At 38.7% G+C, this 21,671-nt stretch carries 18 protein-coding genes; all 18 read left to right on the top strand.

The window, feature by feature from the left end; all coding sequences use genetic code 11:
- The first annotated feature begins 157 nt into the window (after nt 1–157).
- Nucleotides 158–1,900 carry an adenine deaminase C-terminal domain-containing protein gene (locus ACE1TG_RS11525; protein ID WP_375052538.1) on the top strand — a complete coding sequence of 581 codons (1,743 nt, stop codon included), beginning with the start codon at nt 158–160 and terminating at the stop codon, nt 1,898–1,900.
- Between the two features lie 48 nt (nt 1,901–1,948).
- Complete coding sequence (locus ACE1TG_RS11520; protein WP_375052537.1) at nt 1,949–3,016, top strand: DUF3048 domain-containing protein; 1,068 nt, start codon at nt 1,949–1,951, stop codon at nt 3,014–3,016.
- Nucleotides 3,017–3,037: 21 nt separating this feature from the next.
- Nucleotides 3,038–3,337: a YerC/YecD family TrpR-related protein gene (locus ACE1TG_RS11515; RefSeq protein ID WP_375052536.1), complete on the top strand. Its 300-nt coding sequence runs from the start codon at nt 3,038–3,040 to the stop codon at nt 3,335–3,337.
- Nucleotides 3,338–3,434: 97 nt separating this feature from the next.
- A complete protein-coding gene (locus tag ACE1TG_RS11510; RefSeq protein WP_375052535.1) occupies nt 3,435–3,629 on the top strand; it encodes a hypothetical protein in 195 nt (64 codons plus the stop codon).
- 336 nt (nt 3,630–3,965) lie between these two features.
- The gene (gene pcrB / locus ACE1TG_RS11505) at nt 3,966–4,658 is read left to right on the top strand and encodes a heptaprenylglyceryl phosphate synthase (RefSeq protein WP_375052534.1); all 693 of its coding nucleotides are present in this window, start codon (nt 3,966–3,968) and stop codon (nt 4,656–4,658) included.
- Between the two features lie 21 nt (nt 4,659–4,679).
- Nucleotides 4,680–6,893: a DNA helicase PcrA gene (gene pcrA / locus ACE1TG_RS11500; RefSeq protein WP_375052613.1), complete on the top strand. Its 2,214-nt coding sequence runs from the start codon at nt 4,680–4,682 to the stop codon at nt 6,891–6,893.
- A 14-nt stretch (nt 6,894–6,907) separates the two neighbouring features.
- Nucleotides 6,908–8,911 (top strand): NAD-dependent DNA ligase LigA, encoded by a 2,004-nt coding sequence (gene ligA, locus ACE1TG_RS11495; protein WP_375052533.1) that lies wholly within the window; start codon nt 6,908–6,910, stop codon nt 8,909–8,911.
- 14 nt (nt 8,912–8,925) lie between these two features.
- Complete coding sequence (locus tag ACE1TG_RS11490) at nt 8,926–10,146, top strand: CamS family sex pheromone protein (RefSeq protein ID WP_375052532.1); 1,221 nt, start codon at nt 8,926–8,928, stop codon at nt 10,144–10,146.
- Nucleotides 10,147–10,273: 127 nt separating this feature from the next.
- Entirely contained in the window at nt 10,274–11,821 is a 1,548-nt protein-coding gene (gene pruA / locus ACE1TG_RS11485; RefSeq protein WP_375052531.1) for an L-glutamate gamma-semialdehyde dehydrogenase, read from the top strand.
- A 234-nt stretch (nt 11,822–12,055) separates the two neighbouring features.
- Nucleotides 12,056–13,321: a helix-turn-helix domain-containing protein gene (locus ACE1TG_RS11480; RefSeq protein ID WP_375052530.1), complete on the top strand. Its 1,266-nt coding sequence runs from the start codon at nt 12,056–12,058 to the stop codon at nt 13,319–13,321.
- A 13-nt stretch (nt 13,322–13,334) separates the two neighbouring features.
- The gene (locus ACE1TG_RS11475; RefSeq protein ID WP_375052529.1) at nt 13,335–13,475 is read left to right on the top strand and encodes a hypothetical protein; all 141 of its coding nucleotides are present in this window, start codon (nt 13,335–13,337) and stop codon (nt 13,473–13,475) included.
- A gap of 597 nt (nt 13,476–14,072) precedes the next feature.
- Nucleotides 14,073–14,201 carry a hypothetical protein gene (locus tag ACE1TG_RS11470; protein WP_375052528.1) on the top strand — a complete coding sequence of 43 codons (129 nt, stop codon included), beginning with the start codon at nt 14,073–14,075 and terminating at the stop codon, nt 14,199–14,201.
- Complete coding sequence (gene putP / locus ACE1TG_RS11465; protein WP_375052527.1) at nt 14,191–15,720, top strand: sodium/proline symporter PutP; 1,530 nt, start codon at nt 14,191–14,193, stop codon at nt 15,718–15,720. Before ACE1TG_RS11470 ends, putP begins: the two co-directional genes overlap by 11 nt.
- A 155-nt stretch (nt 15,721–15,875) precedes the next feature.
- Nucleotides 15,876–16,166, top strand: coding sequence for an Asp-tRNA(Asn)/Glu-tRNA(Gln) amidotransferase subunit GatC (gene gatC / locus ACE1TG_RS11460; RefSeq protein WP_375052526.1), 291 nt, complete (start codon nt 15,876–15,878; stop codon nt 16,164–16,166).
- Nucleotides 16,167–16,178: 12 nt separating this feature from the next.
- A complete protein-coding gene (gene gatA, locus ACE1TG_RS11455) occupies nt 16,179–17,645 on the top strand; it encodes an Asp-tRNA(Asn)/Glu-tRNA(Gln) amidotransferase subunit GatA (RefSeq protein ID WP_375052525.1) in 1,467 nt (488 codons plus the stop codon).
- Nucleotides 17,645–19,075, top strand: a complete 1,431-nt coding sequence (gene gatB, locus ACE1TG_RS11450; protein ID WP_375052524.1) for an Asp-tRNA(Asn)/Glu-tRNA(Gln) amidotransferase subunit GatB — start codon at nt 17,645–17,647, stop codon at nt 19,073–19,075. The genes gatA and gatB overlap by 1 nt, the downstream gene beginning before the upstream one ends.
- Before the next feature lie 167 nt (nt 19,076–19,242).
- Nucleotides 19,243–20,151, top strand: a complete 909-nt coding sequence (locus ACE1TG_RS11445) for a diacylglycerol kinase (RefSeq protein WP_375052523.1) — start codon at nt 19,243–19,245, stop codon at nt 20,149–20,151.
- Between the two features lie 113 nt (nt 20,152–20,264).
- Nucleotides 20,265–21,635, top strand: a complete 1,371-nt coding sequence (rlmD, locus tag ACE1TG_RS11440) for a 23S rRNA (uracil(1939)-C(5))-methyltransferase RlmD (RefSeq protein ID WP_375052522.1) — start codon at nt 20,265–20,267, stop codon at nt 21,633–21,635.
- The last annotated feature ends 36 nt before the right edge of the window (nt 21,636–21,671 follow it).

Raw genomic sequence — 21,671 nt, 5'->3', positions numbered from 1 at the left:
AATGTGCCCAAGAGACGATATATAAGCTCTTGGGTTGTATTTTTCCTCAGCCCTCCCTCACTGTCACAAAACTTTCATTTTAATATACAAAAACTTTACAGTACTAAAGCGAAAAATATGTTAAGATAGAAAAAATTACACATTGGAGCGTTGCTATATGCTACAAAATGGATACTACTGGAGAAACCGTGAACTAAGAGAACATGTTGCTGTTCTTGATGGAAAAGTGGCACCAACAATTCTTTTAAAAAATGGAACATATTTAAACACATATACGAAGCAATGGTTGCGTGCGAACATCTGGATTTTCAACGATCGCATCGTATATGTTGGGGATAAACTACCTGAAAATAATAAAACTACCGAAGTGATAGACTGCGATGACTTATTTATTGTACCTGGGTACATGGAACCGCATGCACATCCATTCCAGCTGTATAACCCTGAATCACTTGCGATGCATGCTGCAAAATACGGAACAACTACATTGATAAATGATAATTTAATGTGGAATTTTTTGTTAGATAAAAAGAAAGCGTTTTCGCTGTTGGAGGAGTTCAATAGATTTCCTGTTTCAATGTATTGGTGGGCAAGATTTGACTCTCAAACAGCTCTGCAGGATGAGGGGGAACTTTTCAGTACTGAAAATGTACTATCCTGGCTGGATCATGAATCAGTAGTACAAGGCGGCGAACTGACATCATGGCCGAGCTTACTTTCAGGTGATGACCGTCTGTTGTATTGGATTCAAGAGGCGAGAAGGTTAGGCAAACCGATTGAAGGTCATTTACCGGGTGCTTCCGAAAAGACATTAACGAAACTAAAATTGCTGGGTATATCAGCAGAACATGAAGCAATGACAGGACAGGAAGTAATTAAACGGTTACGGCTTGGCTACCAGGTCGGTCTTCGATATTCATCTATCCGCCCTGACCTGCCAAGTCTAATTGATGACATTCTTGCAGAAGATCTGCAAACCTTCGATAATATTACCATGACAACTGACGGAGCAACACCATCATTCTATGAAAATGGGGTGATGAATGTTTGTATTGAAATCGCTATTGAAAAAGGTGTCCCTATAGCTGACGCATACCGTATGGCATCATTTAATGTTGCTAGGCATTATGGACTGCACGAAGAACTAGGAAGTATTGCACCGGGCCGAATTGCAAACATTAACTTTATCAACGAAAAGGATAACCCAAACCCAGTTAGTGTTCTGGCAAAGGGAGAGTGGATTGTTAAAGATAATGAGGAACAGCACAATATGTTTAAAATTAACTGGGGAAAGTATGATATAGAACCACTTACTTTCGATTGGGATCTGAATATGGAGGACTTGCAATTTTCTGTTCCAATAGGCCTTGAGATGGTAAATGAGGTAATTATAAATCCGTATCCCATTGAAACGGACGTAACGCTTGATGTTATATCAAGTAAATATGATGACGCATTTCTTTTATTAGTAGATAGGAACGGGGAATGGCGTGTAAACACTGCAATTAAGGGATTCACAAACCAGCTGGGTGCTCTGGCAAGCTCATTCTCAACAACAGGTGACTTGGTTTTTATCGGTAAAAGTAAACCTGATATGCTGATTGCCTGGGAACGCATGAAGGAACTTGGTGGAGGCATTGTATTGGTGCACGAAGGTGATATTATTTTTGAATTACCACTTCAATTGGCAGGAAGTATGTTCGCCGGGGAAATGAAACAATTAATGGAAAAAGAAAAACAACTTAAAAGCTTGCTGAAAGAATTTGGCTATCATTTTACCGACCCAATATATTCGATATTATTCCTGTCTTCAACCCATCTTCCATACATTCGGATTACACAACAAGGAATTATGGATGTTAAGAAACGTGAAGTCCTCTTTCCAGCTAACATGCGATAGCGTATAATGGAAAAAAGATAAATTTTATTAGTTGAAAGAGGTGGGAATTTGAGGAAATTATTATTTTACATCGTATTATTAATAATGTTCGTACTACTTGCAGCTTGCTCAGACGACAAGCAGGAAGCTGAGGACAATGGAACAAAAGAAAATGCAGTAGAAGAAAAAGATCAAGCGCAAGCTCCCAAAGACACTAAAAAGCCAAATACATTCCCGCTAACAGGTATTAAAACAGATCAAAAAGTAAATGATCGAATTGTTAGTGTCATGGTAAATAACCATACAAAAGCACGCCCGCAAACAGGACTTTCGAAAGCGGATATTGTTTTTGAATTCTTGGCAGAAGGACAAATTACCCGTTTTCTGGCTATGTTTCAAAGTGAGAAACCGGATGTTGTTGGTCCAGTAAGAAGTGCACGTGAGTACTATTTTGAAATTGCAGACGGGTATGATGCGTTATATATTTATCATGGTGCAGCAAACTTTATAAATGATATGGTTAAGAACCGCGGTATTGAACACTTAAATGGCTCCATTTATGATAACGATGGCCACTTATTTAAACGTGAATCTTTCCGCAATGCACCACATAACTCATACTTGCAATTTGGTGCAGTATATGATGTTGCATCTCAAAAAGGATATGAAGTCAAACATTCTTATGAGCCACTGCCATTTTTATCAGAAGATGAAGCAAAAAACATCTCAGGTGATGCAGCAAAACATGTTGAAATCGTGTATTCTGACAACAGCCCGATGGAAATTGTCGAATATGAATATGACGAAACAAGTGAAAAATATACACGATACAGCGATCAGGAAAAAACAGTCGAATTGAACTCTGAAGAACCGATACAGGTAGACAATATATTTATTGTAGAGACGCATCATGAAGTTATTGATAGTGCAGGGCGACGTGAAATTGATATAACTTCAGGAGGAAATGGATACCTGATTCAAAAGGGAAAGGTTCAGCAAGTCAAATGGGAGAACCGTGACGGGAGAATAATCCCTGTGAAGGATGGGAAGCCAGTTAAATTTGTCCCTGGTAAAACATGGATAAATGTTGTGCCGTCAAGTCCGGGAATTGGGCAATCTGTAACTATTTCGAATTAGTATGAATCAGGGGGGTTCGTTGTGCAAATTGATAAACTACGCGGAAAACAGTTAGATCAAATGTTTGATGCTATTCTGTCACTTAAAGATCGTGAGGAATGCTATAAATTTTTTGATGATATTGCAACAATGTCAGAGATACACTCTATTTCCCAGCGATTGCAAGTTGCAAAAATGTTAACAGAAGGTCACACATATAATGTTATCGAAAATGAAACGAATGCCTCTACCGCCACTATATCACGTGTCAGGCGATGTATTAACTTTGGCAGTGATGGTTATAAGCTTGTTTTGGATCGCATTATGGACGAGGAAGAATAACAATGTCGCTATCTCGTTGAGGTAGCGGCATTTTTCTCTAAACTCCTTATACTTAGGAGTACAAGCTTTAGCTGCAGTTATATAGTAAGAAACCAACTTGGCTACAGAATGTGCAGTCACCATCTATCATGAAAGATTTGTAATCGAATTAGAGCTTTCACTTATCCAATTTGAGATTTTGCGGACACCAGAGCCCTTATTTGGCGGAAATCCACGAAATGGAAGTGTTGGCGGACACCAGGGACCCTATTTGGCACAAATGTCCCCATATACCATGATATATGTAAAATAAGGGCTTCTGTGTCCGGATAAGTTCGAAAAGGTCACTTATTTATAGAAATAGCGTCTCCTGTGTCCGCAAAAATATATTTAAGATTCTGCTAACCTTTTATAGAAGTTAAAGAAAACCCGCCCGTCCGCTATTTATTATGAAATTGTAATCAAAAAAACAGTTATAATAAAAGAGTCTTTTCAAATCAAGATTCCCCATGATCAGCCTCTTCTTAAAAAAACCCCAAAAACAGTAAACTTTATCCTAATTTCCCTGCCTGATTTTTGGTATACTTTAAGAATGAAATAATATAACGCTAAATGAACCGATCCAATTTTTGAAAATGGAGGATTAACGTTGAATCATACATTGAACGAATGGAAGCATTTATTTAAACTGGATCCTGCCAAAGAAATATCGGATGAGCATCTTGACATGATTTGTGAATCAGGGACTGATGCGGTTATTGTAGGTGGGACTGATAATGTTACATTGGATGGAGTGCTGGATTTACTCTCACGAATTCGCCGTCATACAGTTCCATGTGCACTGGAAATATCCAACATGGATGCTGTCACACCAGGATTTGACTTTTATTTTATACCAATGGTTGTGAACAGTACCGAGAAAAAATGGATGATGGATTTACAGCATCAAGCAATTAAAGAATATAAGGATATTATGGACTGGAATGAAATGTTCGTGGAAGGCTATTGTATTTTAAATCAGGAATCCAAAGCTTTTTCGAAAACAAACTGCGAAATGCCGGATGAAGATGATGTGACAGCATATGCTTACATGGCTGAGCGTGTTTTCCATTTGCCAATCTTTTATATGGAATACAGCGGCATATATGGCGATCCGTCACTAGTGAAAAAAGTGAAGGATCAATTGAGCAACACAAAGCTCTTTTACGGTGGAGGCATTGAAAACAACTTTCAGGCTCGTGAAATGAAAGAGCATGCAGATACAATAATAGTTGGAAACGGTATTTATACAGACATAAAAAAAGCATTAAAAACTGTTAAAGCAGTTAACGATATGGATTAAGGTGGTGTCATTGTGAGTCAAATGATGGGTGACTTACTAAGTGGATTAAACAAGGAACAGCAACAGGCAGTTAAACATACAGAAGGACCTTTACTAATTATGGCAGGAGCGGGAAGTGGCAAAACACGAGTGCTTACACACCGTATAGCCTATTTGCTTCGTGAAAAGGAAGTTTCGCCAAAAAGTGTTCTGGCGATTACATTTACAAATAAAGCAGCACGCGAAATGAAGGAACGTGTACATAAACTTGTTGGAATGGGCAGCGGTCAGATTTGGGTATCAACCTTCCACTCGATGTGTGTGCGTATTTTGCGAAGAGATATTGACCGGATTGGGTATAGCCGAAACTTCACGATTCTTGATAGCAGCGACCAACTATCAGTTATCAAACAAATACTAAAAGACTTAAATATTGACCCGAAAAAATTCGAACCGCGTGCAATGCTAGGATCAATTAGTTCAGCAAAAAATGAATTAATAACGCCAGAGGAATACAGCAGGAATGTCGGTGATTTTTTTGAACGGCAAGTCTCACAGGTCTATGACAAGTATCAGAAAACCCTGCAAAAGAACCAATCACTCGATTTTGATGATTTGATAATGCAGACAATCCATTTATTCAAAAGAGTTCCGGAAGTATTGGAATATTACCAGCGCAGATTCCAGTATATTCATGTGGATGAGTATCAGGATACGAATCATGCTCAATACTATTTAGTACAGCAGCTGGCAAACCGTTTTCAGAACCTATGTGTTGTTGGAGATTCTGATCAGTCTATTTATGGCTGGCGTGGAGCTGACATTGCGAATATCCTGTCCTTTGAAAAAGATTATCCGTCAGCAAGAACTGTTTTCCTTGAACAAAATTACCGTTCGACTAAATCGATTCTTTCTGCAGCTAATAAAGTAATTGAGCATAATTCAGGAAGGAAGCCGAAGAACCTCTGGACAGAAAATGCAGAGGGAAAGAACATCCATTATTTCCAAGGTGCAACCGAACAAGAGGAAGCATTGTTCATAACGGATAAAATCCAGGAGTTAATACGTGAGGAAGGCTATTCAGCAAATGATATATCCATATTATACCGGACAAATGCCCAATCACGTGCTGTTGAGGACACTTTTATGAAGTCGAATATTGCCTATCAAATGGTGGGCGGAACAAAGTTCTATGATCGGAAAGAAATTAAGGATATGGTTGCTTACTTACGGCTAATTACAAATCCTGATGATGATTTAAGCTTTGAACGTGTGGTTAATGCACCAAAACGCGGTATTGGAAAAACTTCGGTAGAAAGATTGCGTGCCTATTCTGCACAGCATGATATATCATTTTATCAGGCGGTAAAAGAAGTGGATTTTACCGGTGTACCTAAAAAGGCTGCAAACGCGTTAGCTGAATTTGGTAATTTAATTAAAACACTCACCCAGCAACAGGAGTTTTTAACGGCAACAGATATGGTTGAAGCAATTTTACAACGTACAGGTTATGAACAGGCGCTGAAAAATGAACGAACAATCGAATCACAAAGCCGTATCGAAAACCTCGAAGAATTCAAAACCGTAACACAGGACTTCGAGAAAATAAGTGAAGATAAAACACTTGTTGCATTTTTGACTGACTTGGCCTTGATTGCCGATTTAGATCGTGTTGATGATGACGAGGACTCCGAAAATGAAGAAAAAATTACTATGATGACCTTGCATGCTGCCAAAGGACTGGAATTTCCTGTTGTCTTTTTAATTGGCTTGGAAGAGAATGTGTTTCCACACAGCAGGTCGATGTTTGATAATGAAGAAATGGAAGAAGAGCGACGTTTAGCATATGTTGGAATTACACGAGCTGAACAACAGCTGTACTTAACACACGCCAAAATGCGTACCCTGTACGGACGGACAAATATGAATCCAATCAGCCGATTCATCAATGAAATTCCGGAAGAGCTCATCGACGGCATTGAGCAGGCACGTGCTACGATGTATGGTTCTATTTCTAAAACACCAGATAAACCATCACCTGTAAAAAAACGACGTGCCGAAAAAATGCAGAGCACAACTGGTGCCGAGAGTGAATCATGGGGACCAGGTGACAAAGCGAAACACAACAAATGGGGTGTTGGTACTGTTGTTAAGGTGCAAGGTGAAGGAGAAGCAATGGAAATGGATATCGCCTTTCCAGCACCGACAGGAATTAAACGTGTGTTAGCCAAATTTGCTCCAATTACGAAAGAATAAGGAGGTGCTTGCCAATGGATAAACCACAAGCACAAAAAAGAATTAATGAGCTGACAGAAGTACTGCATCAATATAATCATGAATATCATGTACTCGATAACCCAAGTGTTTCTGATGCAGAATATGACCAAAAAATGCAGGAGCTGCGTAACTTGGAGGAAGAGTTTCCTGAACTAATTTCACCTGAATCACCTACACAGCGTATTGGCGGTGAACCGTTGGATGCTTTTCAGAAAGTCCAGCATAATGTGCCAATGCTGAGCCTGGGTAATGCCTTTAATGCGAGTGATTTGCGTGACTTCGCCCGACGTGCAAGTCAGGGAACGGACGAAACTATAGCTTATGTATGTGAGCTTAAAATAGATGGACTTGCCATTTCATTATTATATGAAGATGGCAGGTTTGTTCGCGGTGCTACTCGCGGTGATGGAACAATTGGTGAAGATATTACAAGTAACCTTAAAACAATAGGCAGTATCCCGCTTACGATTAAGGAAAAAGAAACAATCGAGGTGCGCGGTGAAGCATTTATGCCCCATAAGTCATTCATCGCATTAAATAATGAACGCAATGAAAAGGAAGAAGAACCCTTTGCAAACCCACGAAATGCTGCTGCGGGTTCATTGCGGCAGCTTGATCCAAAAATAGCAGCAAAGCGGAATCTGGATATATTTTTATATGGTGTAGGTGAGTGGGATGCAGGTACATTAGAATCCCATAGTGAGCGGCTTGATTACTTAAAGAAGCTTGGATTTAAAACAAATCCAGAATGGAAAAAGTGCGAAACCATCGATGAAGTTATTGAATATGTCGAGCATTGGGAAAATGAGCGGCCAAATTTAAATTATGAAATAGATGGCATTGTGGTAAAAGTAGATAATCTGACACAACAAGAGGAACTTGGATTTACAGCAAAAAGTCCACGGTGGGCAATTGCATATAAATTTCCTGCAGAAGAAGCTGTAACAACTCTTCATAATATTGAATTAAGTGTTGGGCGCACTGGTGTGATTACTCCTACAGCAATATTGGAACCAGTTAAAGTAGCAGGGACAACCGTAAAGCGGGCATCGTTACATAACGAAGACTTAATTCGTGAAAAGGACATTCGCATCGGAGACACCGTCGTTATAAAAAAAGCTGGAGACATTATCCCGGAAGTTATTCGTGCTGTTGCAGATAAACGAACAGGTCATGAACAGGAATTTCATATGCCGGATGAATGTCTGGCATGTGGCAGTGAACTTGTACGCTTGGAAGAGGAAGTAGCATTACGCTGTATTAATCCTAACTGCCCTGCACAGTTAAAAGAAGGACTAATCCATTTTGTCTCCCGGAATGCAATGAATATTGATGGACTAGGGGAAAAGGTAATCATTCAACTATTTCAGGAAGAATTGATCCAAACGATTGCTGATCTCTATCGTCTAGAGCGAGCTGACCTGCTGGAATTGGAACGGATGGGTGAGAAATCAGTTGATAATTTATTAAAAGCAATCGAGGCATCAAAGGATAACTCGCTGGAACGTTTGCTATTTGGACTTGGAATTCGTTTCGTTGGTTCGAAAGCAGCAAAAACACTTGCAGCCCATTTTGAAACGATGGAAGGCTTACAACAGGCAACGTTTGATGATATCATTGAAATAAATGAAATGGGCGAAGTGATGGCTGACTCGATTGTCCGTTATTTTGCCGAGGAAGAAGTCAATGATCTCCTTCGTGAATTAAATACGCTCGGTGTAAATATGGAATACAAAGGACCGAAGAAACAGGATATCGCAGAAGACACACCTTTTTCTGGAAAAACGGTAGTCCTCACAGGAAAGATGGAACTATTTACACGATCAGATGCAAAGAGTGCTATTGAGCAACTTGGCGGATCTGTGACTGGTAGTGTAAGTAAAAAAACAGACATTGTTATAGCAGGGGAAGATGCCGGGTCGAAATTAGAAAAAGCACAAAAGCTCGATATCACGATCTGGAATGAACAGCAACTTAAAGATGTCTTAGATGGTTAAGGGAGTGGAACGTTGTGAAAAAAATTATTGCTTGGTTGTTAGGCACACTATTGTTCTTAACGAGCTGCAGCCCAAGCATCAATGATGATGAGGTTGTCAAACAAGAGGATGAACCAGAACAGAATACATCAATCGTCTCAAGCAACCAATTCTCTAAAGAGAATTACCGAACAATACTTCCATATCGACCAAGCGCATCCCGCGGAGTTATCGTCAACCAAATGGGTAACAGGCTGGATATAGATGAAATGGAACAAGGTTTAAGACGACTTTCTAAAGAATATTATGACCCGGAGAAGTACTTTTTTGAAGAAGGTCAGTATTTAGAAAAGGATATGATGTACAACTGGCTTGAGCGAGAAATGACAGAACAACAGTTAGAGGATACAATCGCAAACTATAAAGAAAGTTTTCCGAACGCACCTAAGAGTAAGATCGAAGAAATGAGACATGAGAATACGTTGGCACTTAACCCACCAATTAAAAATAAAAAATCAGTAAAACAGCAAAAAGACAATCCAAAATATCTAACCCATATTCTGGAGCAGAACTTTCTGAAAAAAAATGAAGATAATTCTGTTGAACTAGTAGGGATGTCCATTGGTATAGCAATGAAATCAGAGTATACATTTCAAACAGAAACTGGCGGGCCAAGTTATCATCATGAAATCCCAAAGTCAACGATGATTAAAAAAGGAAAGAAAATTGCGCAAACAGTTCTTGAACGAATTCGTAAAATGGAGGGTCTAAGTGAAATCCCCATTCTTATCACCTTGTACAGAGAAGAAGACCAAGGATCACCTGTACCTGGAAGCTTTGTTGCAAAAACAAGTGTAAAAGGTAGTGACATGTCCATAGGTGAATGGGAAACAGTAAATGAAGAAAATATCCTTTTCCCTTCAGATGAAGGCAAAGAAAAATATTATGATCAGCAACAACTAGTACAAGACTTCGGTAGTAAAATAGAAGAATATTTTCCGAATTATGTTGGTGTTATCGGTGAAGGTTTCTACATTAATGAAGAACTGAAGAAATTAACATTGGAAATTCCGCTTGAGTTTTATGGGAAAGGTGAGGTTATTGGTTTTACCCAATATACGTACCAGTTAGTTTCAGAAATGTTTTCGAACTATTATGATCTTGAAATCAAAATAAAGTCAAATAGTAAAATGGAAAGCGTTATATACCGGAATGCAGGAGCAGAAGAACCGAAAGTTCACATTTTCGATAAATAAACTAGATTCATTGAAGTGTTTAGGTGATTCGGTTAAAATAAGGGATGGGAAAGCTCCATCCCTTATTTTGTATAAAATATGAAAACGCAATCATGGAGTAAATGCAGAATCTTAAGGAGGTTTTTTCATGGTAGTACCGTACAAGCATGAACCTTTTACAGACTTTACCGTAGAAGAAAATAGAAGTGCGATGCTGGAAGCACTTAAAAAGGTTGAAGCTGATCTTGGTAAAGAATACCCACTGATCATTGGTGGGGAGCGCATTACAACAAATGATAAGATTAAATCGGTTAACCCTGCAAAAAAAGATGAAGTTGTGGGTTATGTTTCAAAGGCTAATCAGGAACTGGCTGAACAGGCAATGAAAGTTGCTGATACAACATTTGAAACTTGGAGAAAGTCAGATCCGAAATTTCGTGCAGATATTCTGTTTCGTTCGGCAGCAATTGTTAGACGACGCAAGCACGAATTTACTGCACACTTAGTAAAAGAGGGTGGAAAACCATGGAAAGAAGCGGATGCTGATACAGCAGAAGCAATTGATTTCATGGAATATTACGGCCGTCAGATGCTCAAATTTAAAGATGGCGTTGAAATTAATAGCCGCCCAATCGAGTATAACCAATATAATTATATCCCATTAGGCGTTGGCGTGGTAATTTCACCATGGAATTTCCTTTTCGCAATTATGGCAGGTACAACTGTTGCTTCGATGGTTTCAGGTAATACTGTATTATTGAAACCAGCCAGCTCAACACCTGTTATTGCATATAAATTGATGGAAGTACTTGAAGAAGCAGGGATGCCAGCAGGTGTAATCAACTATATTCCTGGACCAGGAAGCGAAGTTGGTGACTATCTTGTAGATCATCCACGAACTCGTTTCATAAGCTTTACTGGTTCTCGCGATGTTGGTACCCGTATCTTTGAACGTGCCGCAAAAGTACAGCCAGGCCAAAAGTGGCTTAAGCGTACCATCATCGAAATGGGCGGTAAGGATACAATCGTTGTGGATAATGAAGCAGATCTTGAACTTGCTGCACAATCGATTGTTCAATCAGCATTTGGTTTCTCTGGCCAAAAATGTTCAGCATGTTCACGTGCTGTAATACATGAAGATGTATATGATCAGGTGAAAGATCGTGTAGCAGCATTAACAAAAGAAAAGTCTGCTGGTGATCCGCATGATAACTCACACTTTATGGGTCCAGTAATTGACCAGGGTGCATATGATAAAATTATGAGTTATATTGAAATTGGTAAAAAAGAAGGTGAACTTCTTGCTGGCGGTGATGGCGATGATAGCAAAGGCTGGTTTGTAAATCCAACCGTATTTGCTGATCTTGATCCAGAAGCACGCATTATGCAGGAGGAAATCTTTGGACCAGTTGTTGGATTAACAAAAGCAAAGAACTTCGATCATGCAATTGAAATTGCAAATAACACAGAATACGGACTAACTGGTGCGGTAATTACCAACAACCGCGTTCACCAAGAGAAGGCACGTGAAGACTTCCATGTCGGTAACCTTTACTTCAACCGTGGCTGTACAGCTGCTATTGTTGGATACCAGCCATTTGGCGGCTTCAACATGTCAGGTACAGACTCAAAAGCAGGTGGTCCGGACTACCTAATCCACCATATGCAAGGTAAGACTACATCAGAAATGTTCTAAGTAATTAGTCTTACAAATTTCGACAAAGCCCTTTTTTGCGCTTAGATGTGCAAAAAAGGGCTTTTTATATCAAACTTTCCTAATTTCAGGAAAGTCAGCAAGTTTTTTAGGTGTTTAATGCTATAAAATCCCCTCAACTTTCCCAATATGAATTATTTGAAAATATGTTATTATATAAATATAGAAACTTTAAATAAAATGTGATTAAATTCAGCTAGTGAGGTGGGTATAAAGATGGAAATAGGTCCATATATCAAATTACACCGCATTAAACAGGAAATGACCCAAGCAGAGCTAGCTGAGGGAATTGTCTCTTTTGCATATTTATCAAAAATAGAGAACCAAAAAACAGAGGCAAGCTCAAATGTAATAAGCCTTTTGTGTACCCGTCTTGGAATTCAGCTCAACAACGATACAGACGAGACAATTAGGGACAAGTGCCAGCAATGGTATGAAATGCTGTTTGAGGTTAATGACAAAGAGGAAATCATTAAAACATATAAAGAATTAAATAGTTTAATGTATGAACACCATTCAGACAGTTTAATTTTGTTTGAAATTCACAAGATAAGGTATTTTTTAATCTTAGGAGAATTTGAAGAAGCATTAACTCAGATTAATAGGCTTGCAGATATGTCTGGAACCTTTGATAGTTTACATCAGTTCTATTGGTATAAGTTTAAAGGGAATTACAGTTCTCTAAATGGTGAGTTTAGCCAGGCAATGCGAATGTACCGGATTGCAGAGGAAAAATTGAATCAGCTTGAATTATCTGAAGAAAAAATTGCAGATTTACTATATACTATTGCCGTAACTCATAGTAAATTAAGAAATACCCTTGAGGTAATTGAATATGCAGAGAAAGCTATTGATATATTTCGTAAACAGTATAATTTTATCCGCTGTGCCCAATGCCATATTGTTTTGGGAATATCATACCGCAGAATAAGAATGTATGATAAGGCTATTAAAAACTATAACCTGGCTAAACATTTAGGTCAGCTTAGCCAAAACAAGCAGATTATTCAACTGGCTAACCAAAATTTAGGCTATCTTCACTCTACAAAAGGTGACACAAAAGAAGCAATTCATTTTTATGAAGAGGTTGTGGATGATCAGGAAGTTGTTTTAGTAGAGAGGGTAGCTGCAGCAACTTCTTTAATTAAAGAGTACTATAATGTATACAACTTTGATCAGGCTAAACGTATGATTGGTAGAAGCTTAGATTTACTTGAAGAAAAAAATAATAATGAAGAATATAAATTATTCTATTACATTATTTACACATACGATTATGCGCTTAAAAAGGAAAAGGATAAATTTGAATCTTTGGTAATCGATGAATTTATACCTTACTTAAAGAAACATAAAGACTATGCCAACTTAGTAATTTATACTAATATGGTTGCAAAACATTTCGAGGGGCATAACAGGTATAAAGATGCTGTGAAGTATTATAAACTAGCTAATATAACATATGAAGAGTTAGTAAGCTTATAAAGGAGGGGATAAAATGAAAAAGCTAATGGCAACTGTTGCTTTTGGGGCTCTCTTAGTTGCGGGCTTCGCTGTAGCACAAGATAGTCCAGCAGACACTACTATGGAAAGAGAACCTAGTATACTATCAATCAGCCATGACTCAAGTCTCTTCTAAATTTTTGAAGAATTGCAAGTAATTTTTTTACCCTATTACTATATGATGAACTTGCCTGAAATAGTGTGGAAGCTATTTCAGGTCTTTTTTTTGCAGTTAAGAAGCCACCTTGCTATAAAAGTAAAAACTAATACTTATCGATAATAGAGCTTCGCGATAAGCCAAGTTTTTCTGGTTTGCAAAGAATTTGAACATATTTGCATGAGACAAGGAATATCATTAGAAAACAACCCATCTAAACATCTACAGAAAGGGGGATGGTATTAAATTTAGCTCGAAAACAGTAATACAGAAAAAAGAAACATCATCTTCACCATGCCAATAAAATTCTACAATAAATAACCCCAAAGTATCCCAATCAATCCCTTTTTTCCGTAAAAAACGTGTATTTAACAATCCGAAAACTGTAATTTTTTCATATTTTAAAATGCTCTATAAGTCCTATAGTAGCAGTGCATTAAAAAGATAACACAATTATCTAAAGGTTTAGAATTAACCTAGCACTGTTGTAAAAAATATAATGGTGTGAAAGTATTATATTTGTGCTATTATTAAAATGTGGCATAATTAAAAAAATTCAGAAAGGGGAGTGCGCCAATGGACGAAATGGAATATGCTATTTCGGGTGCATCATGGCTTTGGTTATTTATACCTATGCCAATTCTAATTTTACTATCAATTATTACTTTGTTTACAGAAGGGGGGGAAAAAGTAGATGGGTCTTGAAACACTGATTACGTTTATTGTTTATTTAATAGGTATGCTAGTTATTGGTATTGTCATGTACCGTATGACAAACGATTTATCTGACTATGTACTAGGCGGACGTTCACTTGGCCCTGGTGTTGCAGCATTAAGTGCGGGTGCCTCGGATATGAGTGGCTGGTTATTGCTTGGACTGCCGGGTGCTGTTTATGCATCAGGAATGGGATCAGCGTGGATTGCAGTCGGGTTGGCAATTGGTGCTTACTTAAACTGGCAATTTGTTGCGAAACGTCTTCGAATTTATACAGAGGTTTCCAATGACTCTATTACAGTTCCAGACTTCTTAGAGAATCGCTTTAAAGACAAGTCTCACGTACTACGCGTTATCTCTGCTTTAGTCATTTTATTATTCTTCACTTTTTATACTTCATCAGGAATGGTGGCCGGAGCTAAACTTTTTGAAGCATCATTTGGTTTATCATACAATTCAGCATTATGGATAGGAACAATAGTAGTTGTTTCATATACATTATTGGGTGGTTTCCTAGCTGTTACTTGGACTGACTTTATTCAAGGTATCTTAATGTTCTTAGCACTAATTTTGGTTCCGATTGTTGCTCTTAATGAAATGGGCGGCTGGGATGCAGCAGTGAATGCAGTAGGACAAATCAGCCCTGATCATTTAACAATGGTTCAAGGTGTAGGTATTATGGCAATTATATCTTCTCTAGCTTGGGGACTTGGTTATTTTGGTCAACCACATATACTCGTTCGTTTTATGGCATTGCGTTCACATAAGGATGTTCCAAAGGCACGTTTTATCGGGACAACATGGATGATCCTTGGGCTTTATGGCGCAATATTTACAGGTTTTGTCGGATTGGCATTTATTCAAACACAAGACGTTGGGGTTTTATCTGAATTTGGGATTAGTGTCATTACTGAAAATGGATTCCAGATGCTTGAGGATCCAGAAAAAATCTTCATCGCATTTTCTCAAATTTTATTCAACCCAATTATTGCTGGTATCTTATTAGCTGCGATCCTTTCAGCTATTATGAGTACAATTGACTCGCAGTTATTAGTATCATCATCTGCTGTTGCAGAAGATGTTTACAGAGCGCTTTTCCGTCGTGAAGCTTCTGACAAAGAACTTGTATGGATTGGCAGATTCGCCACGCTTGGAATTGCTTTAATCGCAGCACTCATTGCTATGAATCCTGACAGTTCTGTATTAGAACTCGTTAGTTATGCATGGGCTGGATTTGGTGCAGCTTTCGGACCAACTGTTATACTGGCATTATTCTGGAAAGGATTTACTCGAAACGGTGCATTAGCAGGTATTATTGTTGGTGCTGTTACAGTTGTTATCTGGGGTGAATTCCTGACAGCTGACATGGCTAATATCTTTGGTCTTTATGAAATCGTTCCTGGTTTCATACTCAACTTAATTGTTGCAGTATTGGTTAGTAAATTAGGAAAGCCTTCACCAGAAATTGAAGCTGATTTCGATAAAGCTGAGGCAACACTAAACGAATAATTGATTAGGTCAAAAACCACTTTCCTCCTTAATGAGGGAAGTGGTTTTTCTGTTTGGTTGATTACACAAGACTATTTCTGCTATTATCAATAGTGTCTTTTAAAATATAAAATCGATTAAAATAATAAAAACTACCCTTTATGGAGGTGTCAATTATGGCGGATATTTCAAAGGATCAGGTTAAGCATGTTGCCCACTTAGCAAGACTTGCAGTTACAGAAGATGAGGCAGATCTGTTTACGGATCAGCTCAGTTCAATCATAGATTATGCTGAACAATTAAATGAATTGGATACAGAAGGTGTGGAGCCTACGACACATGTTATGGATTTGAAAAATGTTCTTCGTAAGGACGAGCCTAAAGAATGGATTTCAAAAGAGGATGCATTAAAGAATGCTCCTGATAAGCAGAATGGTTACTTTCGTGTACCATCGATTTTGGAGTAGGGAGGGAACAGCATGTCGTTATTTGACCATAGCATAAAAGAATTAGAATCAATGTTACATAACAAAGAAATTTCAGTAGAAGATCTCGTTGACACATCGTTTGATCGCATCAATGAGGTCGATGACAAGGTACAGGCATTCTTGACGTTGGATGAAGAGCATGCACGCAGTCAGGCAAAGCAATTGGATGCTGCCCCGGATGACGGAGCGCGTTTGTTTGGTATTCCAAGCGGTATTAAAGATAATATTGTGACCAAAGGATTACGTACAACATGTGGAAGTCAATTTTTGAAAAACTTTGATGATCCGCTTTATAATGCAAATGTAGTTGAAAAGTTGAATAATGAAAAGACCGTTACAGTCGGTAAGCTCAATATGGATGAATTCGCGATGGGTTCATCAAATGAAAATTCCAGCTACATGGCAACTCGCAATCCTTGGAACACTGATCATGTTCCAGGTGGTTCAAGTGGCGGATCTGCAGCATCTGTAGCTGCTGGAGAAGTGTTGTTCTCTTTAGGATCTGACACAGGTGGTTCGATTCGTCAGCCTGCTGCATTTTGTGGGGTTGTTGGATTAAAGCCAACATATGGAAGAGTATCGCGGTTCGGATTGGTGGCGTTTGCATCGTCACTTGACCAGATCGGACCAATCACGCGAAATGTTGAAGATAATGCACGCGTACTGGAAGTTATTTCTGGGCACGACAAGAAGGATTCAACCAGCGCTGATATTGATGTTCCTGAATACACCAAGGCACTTACCGGTGATGTGAAGGGACTTAAAATCGCTGTGCCTAAAGAATACCTTGCTGAAGGCGTTGAACCTGAAGTGAAGGAATCTGTCATGAACGCATTGAAAGTATATGAATCCTTAGGTGCAAAGTGGGAAGAGGTATCATTACCACATTCTAAATATGCAGTTGCGACTTATTACCTAATAGCATCATCAGAAGCATCCGCAAACCTTGCACGCTTCGATGGTGTCAGGTACGGTGTACGCTCTGAGAATGCTGATAATATGATTGATATGTTCAAGAATTCCCGTAGTGAAGGTTTTGGAGAAGAAGTGAAACGCCGTATAATGCTTGGAACATTTGCATTAAGCTCAGGCTATTATGATGCATACTATAAAAAAGCACAAAAAGTACGTACATTAATCAAAAATGATTTTGATAAGATTTTTGAAGACTATGATGTTGTTATTGGACCAACTACGCCAACACCTGCTTTTAAAATTGGTGAAAATGTCCATGATCCATTAACAATGTACGCAAATGATATTCTGACTATACCAGTAAACCTTGCTGGTGTTCCCGGAATTTCTGTACCATGTGGATTCTCGGAAAAAGGACTTCCATTTGGCTTACAAATTATAGGGAAGCATTTTGATGAAAGCACCGTTTATCGTGCAGCACATGCATATGAACAAGCAACAGACCATCACACAAAACGACCTCAACTTGGAGGTGCAAAATAATGAATTTCGAAACGATTATCGGCCTAGAAGTACACGTTGAATTAAAAACAGATTCCAAAATTTTCAGTCCAAGCCCAAATGCTTTTGGTGCAGAGCCAAATTCAAATGTTAATCCAATTGATCTTGGGTATCCAGGTGTTCTACCCGTCTTAAATGAAGAAGTGGTAAATTTTGCTATGAAGGCTGCACTTGCACTTAATTGTGAAATTGCAACTGATACAAAGTTTGATCGTAAGAACTACTTTTACCCTGACAATCCAAAAGCATATCAGATTTCTCAGTTCGATAAGCCAATCGGTGAAAATGGCTGGATTGAGATTGAAGTAAATGGAGAAAAGAAACGGATTGGAATTACCCGACTTCATATTGAGGAGGATGCGGGTAAACTAAATCACCAGGATGACGGCTACTCATTGGTTGACTTTAACCGTCAAGGTACTCCATTAGTAGAGATTGTGTCAGAGCCAGATATGCAATCACCGGAAGAGGCGTATGCATACTTGGAAAAATTGAAAAACATTATTCAATATACTGGTGTTTCCGATTGTAAAATGGAAGAAGGGTCACTAAGGTGCGATGCCAATTTATCCATCCGTCCAATAGGGCAGGAGGAATTCGGTACAAAATCAGAATTGAAAAACCTGAACTCTTTTAACTTTGTACAAAAAGGACTGGAATTTGAAGAAAAGCGTCAGGAAAAGGTTCTTTTAGCTGGTGGTGAAATTTTACAGGAAACACGCCGCTATGATGAAAAATCAAAAGAAACAGTCCTGATGCGGGTTAAAGAAGGTTCGGATGATTATCGTTATTTTCCAGAGCCAGATCTTGTACCACTATATATTGATGAAGCATGGAAAGAACGGATTCGAAAGGAGATTCCTGAGCTTCCAGGCGCACGGAAAAAGCGCTATATAGATGAGCTTGGATTACCGGAATACGATGCTGAAGTGTTGACCAATTCCAAGGAAATGTCCGATTTCTTTCAGGTAACAGTCGATCATAATGCAGATGTTAAACAAGCATCAAATTGGTTGATGGGCGAAGTGTCAGGATATATGAATAAACATGCAAAAGAATTAAGTGAACTTGCCTTAACACCAGAATCGTTAGCTAAAATGATTGAACTCATAAAGGATGGAACGATTTCATCTAAAATCGCCAAGAAAGTTTTTGCGGAGTTAGTTGAAAATGGCGGCGATCCAGAGAAGATTGTAAAAGAGAAAGGTCTTGTACAGATATCCGATGAAGGTCAGTTAACTGAGATTATCACGAAAATTCTCGATGAAAATGAACAGTCAATTATTGACTATAAGAACGGTAAAGAACGTGCAAAGGGATTCCTTGTTGGACAGGTAATGAAAGCTACCAAAGGACAGGCAAATCCACCTATGGTCAATAAAATTCTGGCAGCCGAATTGGATAAAAGATAATACGATTTGCATATAGACTACTGTCAAATGGGTGACAGTAGTCTATAATATTTCGTTAAACCCCTTTTCAAAAATGTAAAAAAAGGCTATGATAAATGTTGATGTATTTTAAAAATGTACTCATAAATATAGATAAGTTATGGAACAGCAGGGGGGAGGGATCCACAATGAAGACAGCCCGAATCATTTATAATCCAACATCAGGACGTGAAGCATTTAAAAAAGAATTAGCGCCAGTATTAGAACGCTTTGAAGTCGCTGGCTATGAAACATCCACACACGCTACAACTAGTGAGGGTGATGCTATAAAAGCAGCAAGAACTGCTGTAGAACGAGGCTATGACTTAATTGTAGCTGCAGGCGGTGACGGTACCATAAATGAAGTCATAAACGGAATGGCAGAACAGGAATATCGTCCAAAGCTTGGAATTATACCGATGGGTACGACAAATGACTTTGCCAGGGCATTGTGCATCCCTCGTGATATCAAAAAAGCAGTTGAAGTTATTTTGAACGATCAATCCATGCTGCTGGACATTGGTCGTGTAAACGATCAATACTTCATGAATATTGCAGGTGGCGGTAAGCTTACTGAATTAACCTATGAGGTTCCAAGCAAATTAAAAACGATGCTCGGTCAGATGGCCTATTATATGAAGGGAATCGAGATGCTTCCTTCTTTGAAGCCGATACGGGCAAAAATAGAATATGATGGAAATGTTATTGACGAAGAAATTATGCTGTTTCTAATTTCCAACTCCAATTCAGTTGCTGGCTTCGAAAAGCTTGCCCCAGACGCAAAGCTTGACGATGGCTATTTTGACTTGCTGATCTTGAAAAAGGCGAACTTGGCGGAGTTTATTCGGATTGCGAGCCTGGCCCTGCGCGGTGCACACCTTGAGGACAGCCATGTAATTTACGTGAAGGCAAAAGAAGTAAAAGTCGATACGGATGAAAAAATGCAATTAAATATAGACGGTGAATTTGGTGGAATGCTGCCAGGGGAATTTAAGAATCTCCAACAGCATATTGAGTTTTTTGTACCGGATAAATTTGTAGAATCACAGACTGAGTAAAAAAGGTTAGACCCTTGATGTCCTTTGAAGACGTCAAGGGTTTTATAATGTAAAAGTGCAATCAGGATATGATAAGATAATAACCACATACATGAACGTAAAGGAAGGTACCAATGGCTAAACAAAATGCTCCAGTGGAAAAGAATGAAACAATTACGCTCAACTTCGAGGATCTCACCCATGAAGGGAATGGTGTCGGAAAAATAAATGGCTATCCATTGTTTGTTCCGCAGGCTTTACCAGGAGAAGAAGGGAAAGTAAAAGTTGTTAAGGCAAATAAAAATTTCGGTTTTGGAAAATTACTTGAACTGACAAAAGAGAGTTCAGAACGGATCGAACCTGTCTGTCATGTCCATTGCAATGGATGCGGTCTTCAGCATATGAGCTATTCGCTTCAGCTTGAAATGAAACAAAACCAAGTGAAAAATGCGATGAAAAAAATTGCACACCTTGAACATGTGCAAGTATTACCAATTATCGGCATGGAGAACCCATTACATTATCGAAACAAAGTGCAAATTCCAGTTGGCGAAAAAAATGGTGAACTCATTACAGGATTTTATCAAAAACGCAGCCACCGGATCATCGAAAACACGGAAACATGTGTGACACATAATGAAGTGATAAATGACGTTGTGAAGACTGTAAGAGACATTGCTAATAGACTTGGCATCCAAGCTTATAACGAGCAAGAGCATAAAGGAGTACTTCGCCATATCATGGTCCGAATAGGTGAGGAAACGAAGGATATTATGGTTGTCCTTGTAACGCGGACAGATAAATTGCCACATCAGGATGAGTTGGTGAAGGAGCTTACGAGTGAGTTTCCACATATAAAATCTGTCGTTCATAATGTTAATCATAAAAGGACTAATGTCATCATGGGAGATAAAACAAAAGTAATCTGGGGCGATGAATATATTCACGATAAGATTGGTGAGATCACATTTGCCATTTCAGCAAAATCCTTTTATCAAGTAAACCCGTCACAAACGAAGAAACTGTATGATAAGGCACTGGAATATGCTGATATTGGAACGAAGGATACTGTAATCGATGCTTATTGCGGTATCGGAACCATCTCGTTATTTATGGCCCAAAAAGCGAGAAAGGTATATGGTGTCGAAGTTGTGCCAGAAGCAATCAGCGACGCCAAGAAGAACGCAATGCTTAATGGAATTACAAACGCAGAATTTTACGTCGGCGAAGCAGAAAAAGTCATGCCATGGTGGAAGATGCAAGGCCTAAACCCGGATGTCATCGTAGTTGACCCACCACGTAAAGGCTGTGATGAAGAGCTTCTTAAAGCAATGACTGAAATGCAGCCAAAGCGAATTGTGTATGTATCCTGTAACCCATCAACATTAGCACGGGATTTACGTGTGCTGGAGGATAGAGGATACGCTACACAAGAGGTTCAGCCAGTTGATATGTTTCCGCAGACTGGGCATGTTGAGAATGTTTGTTGGTTGGAGAAAAAGTGAAAATTTCTATTAAGAACTTGAATTTAAATAGAAGAT

It is taken from the genome of Virgibacillus sp. JSM 102003, from assembly GCF_041949995.1.
Classification (GTDB): domain Bacteria; phylum Bacillota; class Bacilli; order Bacillales; family Amphibacillaceae; genus Lentibacillus.
The sequence above is the reverse complement of the archived record's forward strand: the minus strand, read 5'-3'. Positions and strand labels throughout refer to the sequence as shown.

Excerpts from the sequence above, each read along its gene's own strand:
- ACE1TG_RS11525 (WP_375052538.1), top strand. The coding sequence starts at position 158 with ATGCTACAAAATGGATACTACTGGAGAAACCGTGAACTAAGAGAACAT.
- pcrA (WP_375052613.1), top strand. The coding sequence starts at position 4,680 with ATGATGGGTGACTTACTAAGTGGATTAAACAAGGAACAGCAACAGGCA.
- ligA (WP_375052533.1), top strand. The coding sequence starts at position 6,908 with ATGGATAAACCACAAGCACAAAAAAGAATTAATGAGCTGACAGAAGTA.
- pruA (WP_375052531.1), top strand. The coding sequence starts at position 10,274 with ATGGTAGTACCGTACAAGCATGAACCTTTTACAGACTTTACCGTAGAA.
- ACE1TG_RS11480 (WP_375052530.1), top strand. The coding sequence starts at position 12,056 with ATGGAAATAGGTCCATATATCAAATTACACCGCATTAAACAGGAAATG.
- ACE1TG_RS11475 (WP_375052529.1), top strand. The coding sequence starts at position 13,335 with ATGAAAAAGCTAATGGCAACTGTTGCTTTTGGGGCTCTCTTAGTTGCG.
- ACE1TG_RS11470 (WP_375052528.1), top strand. The coding sequence starts at position 14,073 with ATGGACGAAATGGAATATGCTATTTCGGGTGCATCATGGCTTTGGTTA.
- putP (WP_375052527.1), top strand. The coding sequence starts at position 14,191 with ATGGGTCTTGAAACACTGATTACGTTTATTGTTTATTTAATAGGTATG.
- gatC (WP_375052526.1), top strand. The coding sequence starts at position 15,876 with ATGGCGGATATTTCAAAGGATCAGGTTAAGCATGTTGCCCACTTAGCA.
- gatA (WP_375052525.1), top strand. The coding sequence starts at position 16,179 with ATGTCGTTATTTGACCATAGCATAAAAGAATTAGAATCAATGTTACAT.
- gatB (WP_375052524.1), top strand. The coding sequence starts at position 17,645 with ATGAATTTCGAAACGATTATCGGCCTAGAAGTACACGTTGAATTAAAA.
- ACE1TG_RS11445 (WP_375052523.1), top strand. The coding sequence starts at position 19,243 with ATGAAGACAGCCCGAATCATTTATAATCCAACATCAGGACGTGAAGCA.
- rlmD (WP_375052522.1), top strand. The coding sequence starts at position 20,265 with ATGGCTAAACAAAATGCTCCAGTGGAAAAGAATGAAACAATTACGCTC.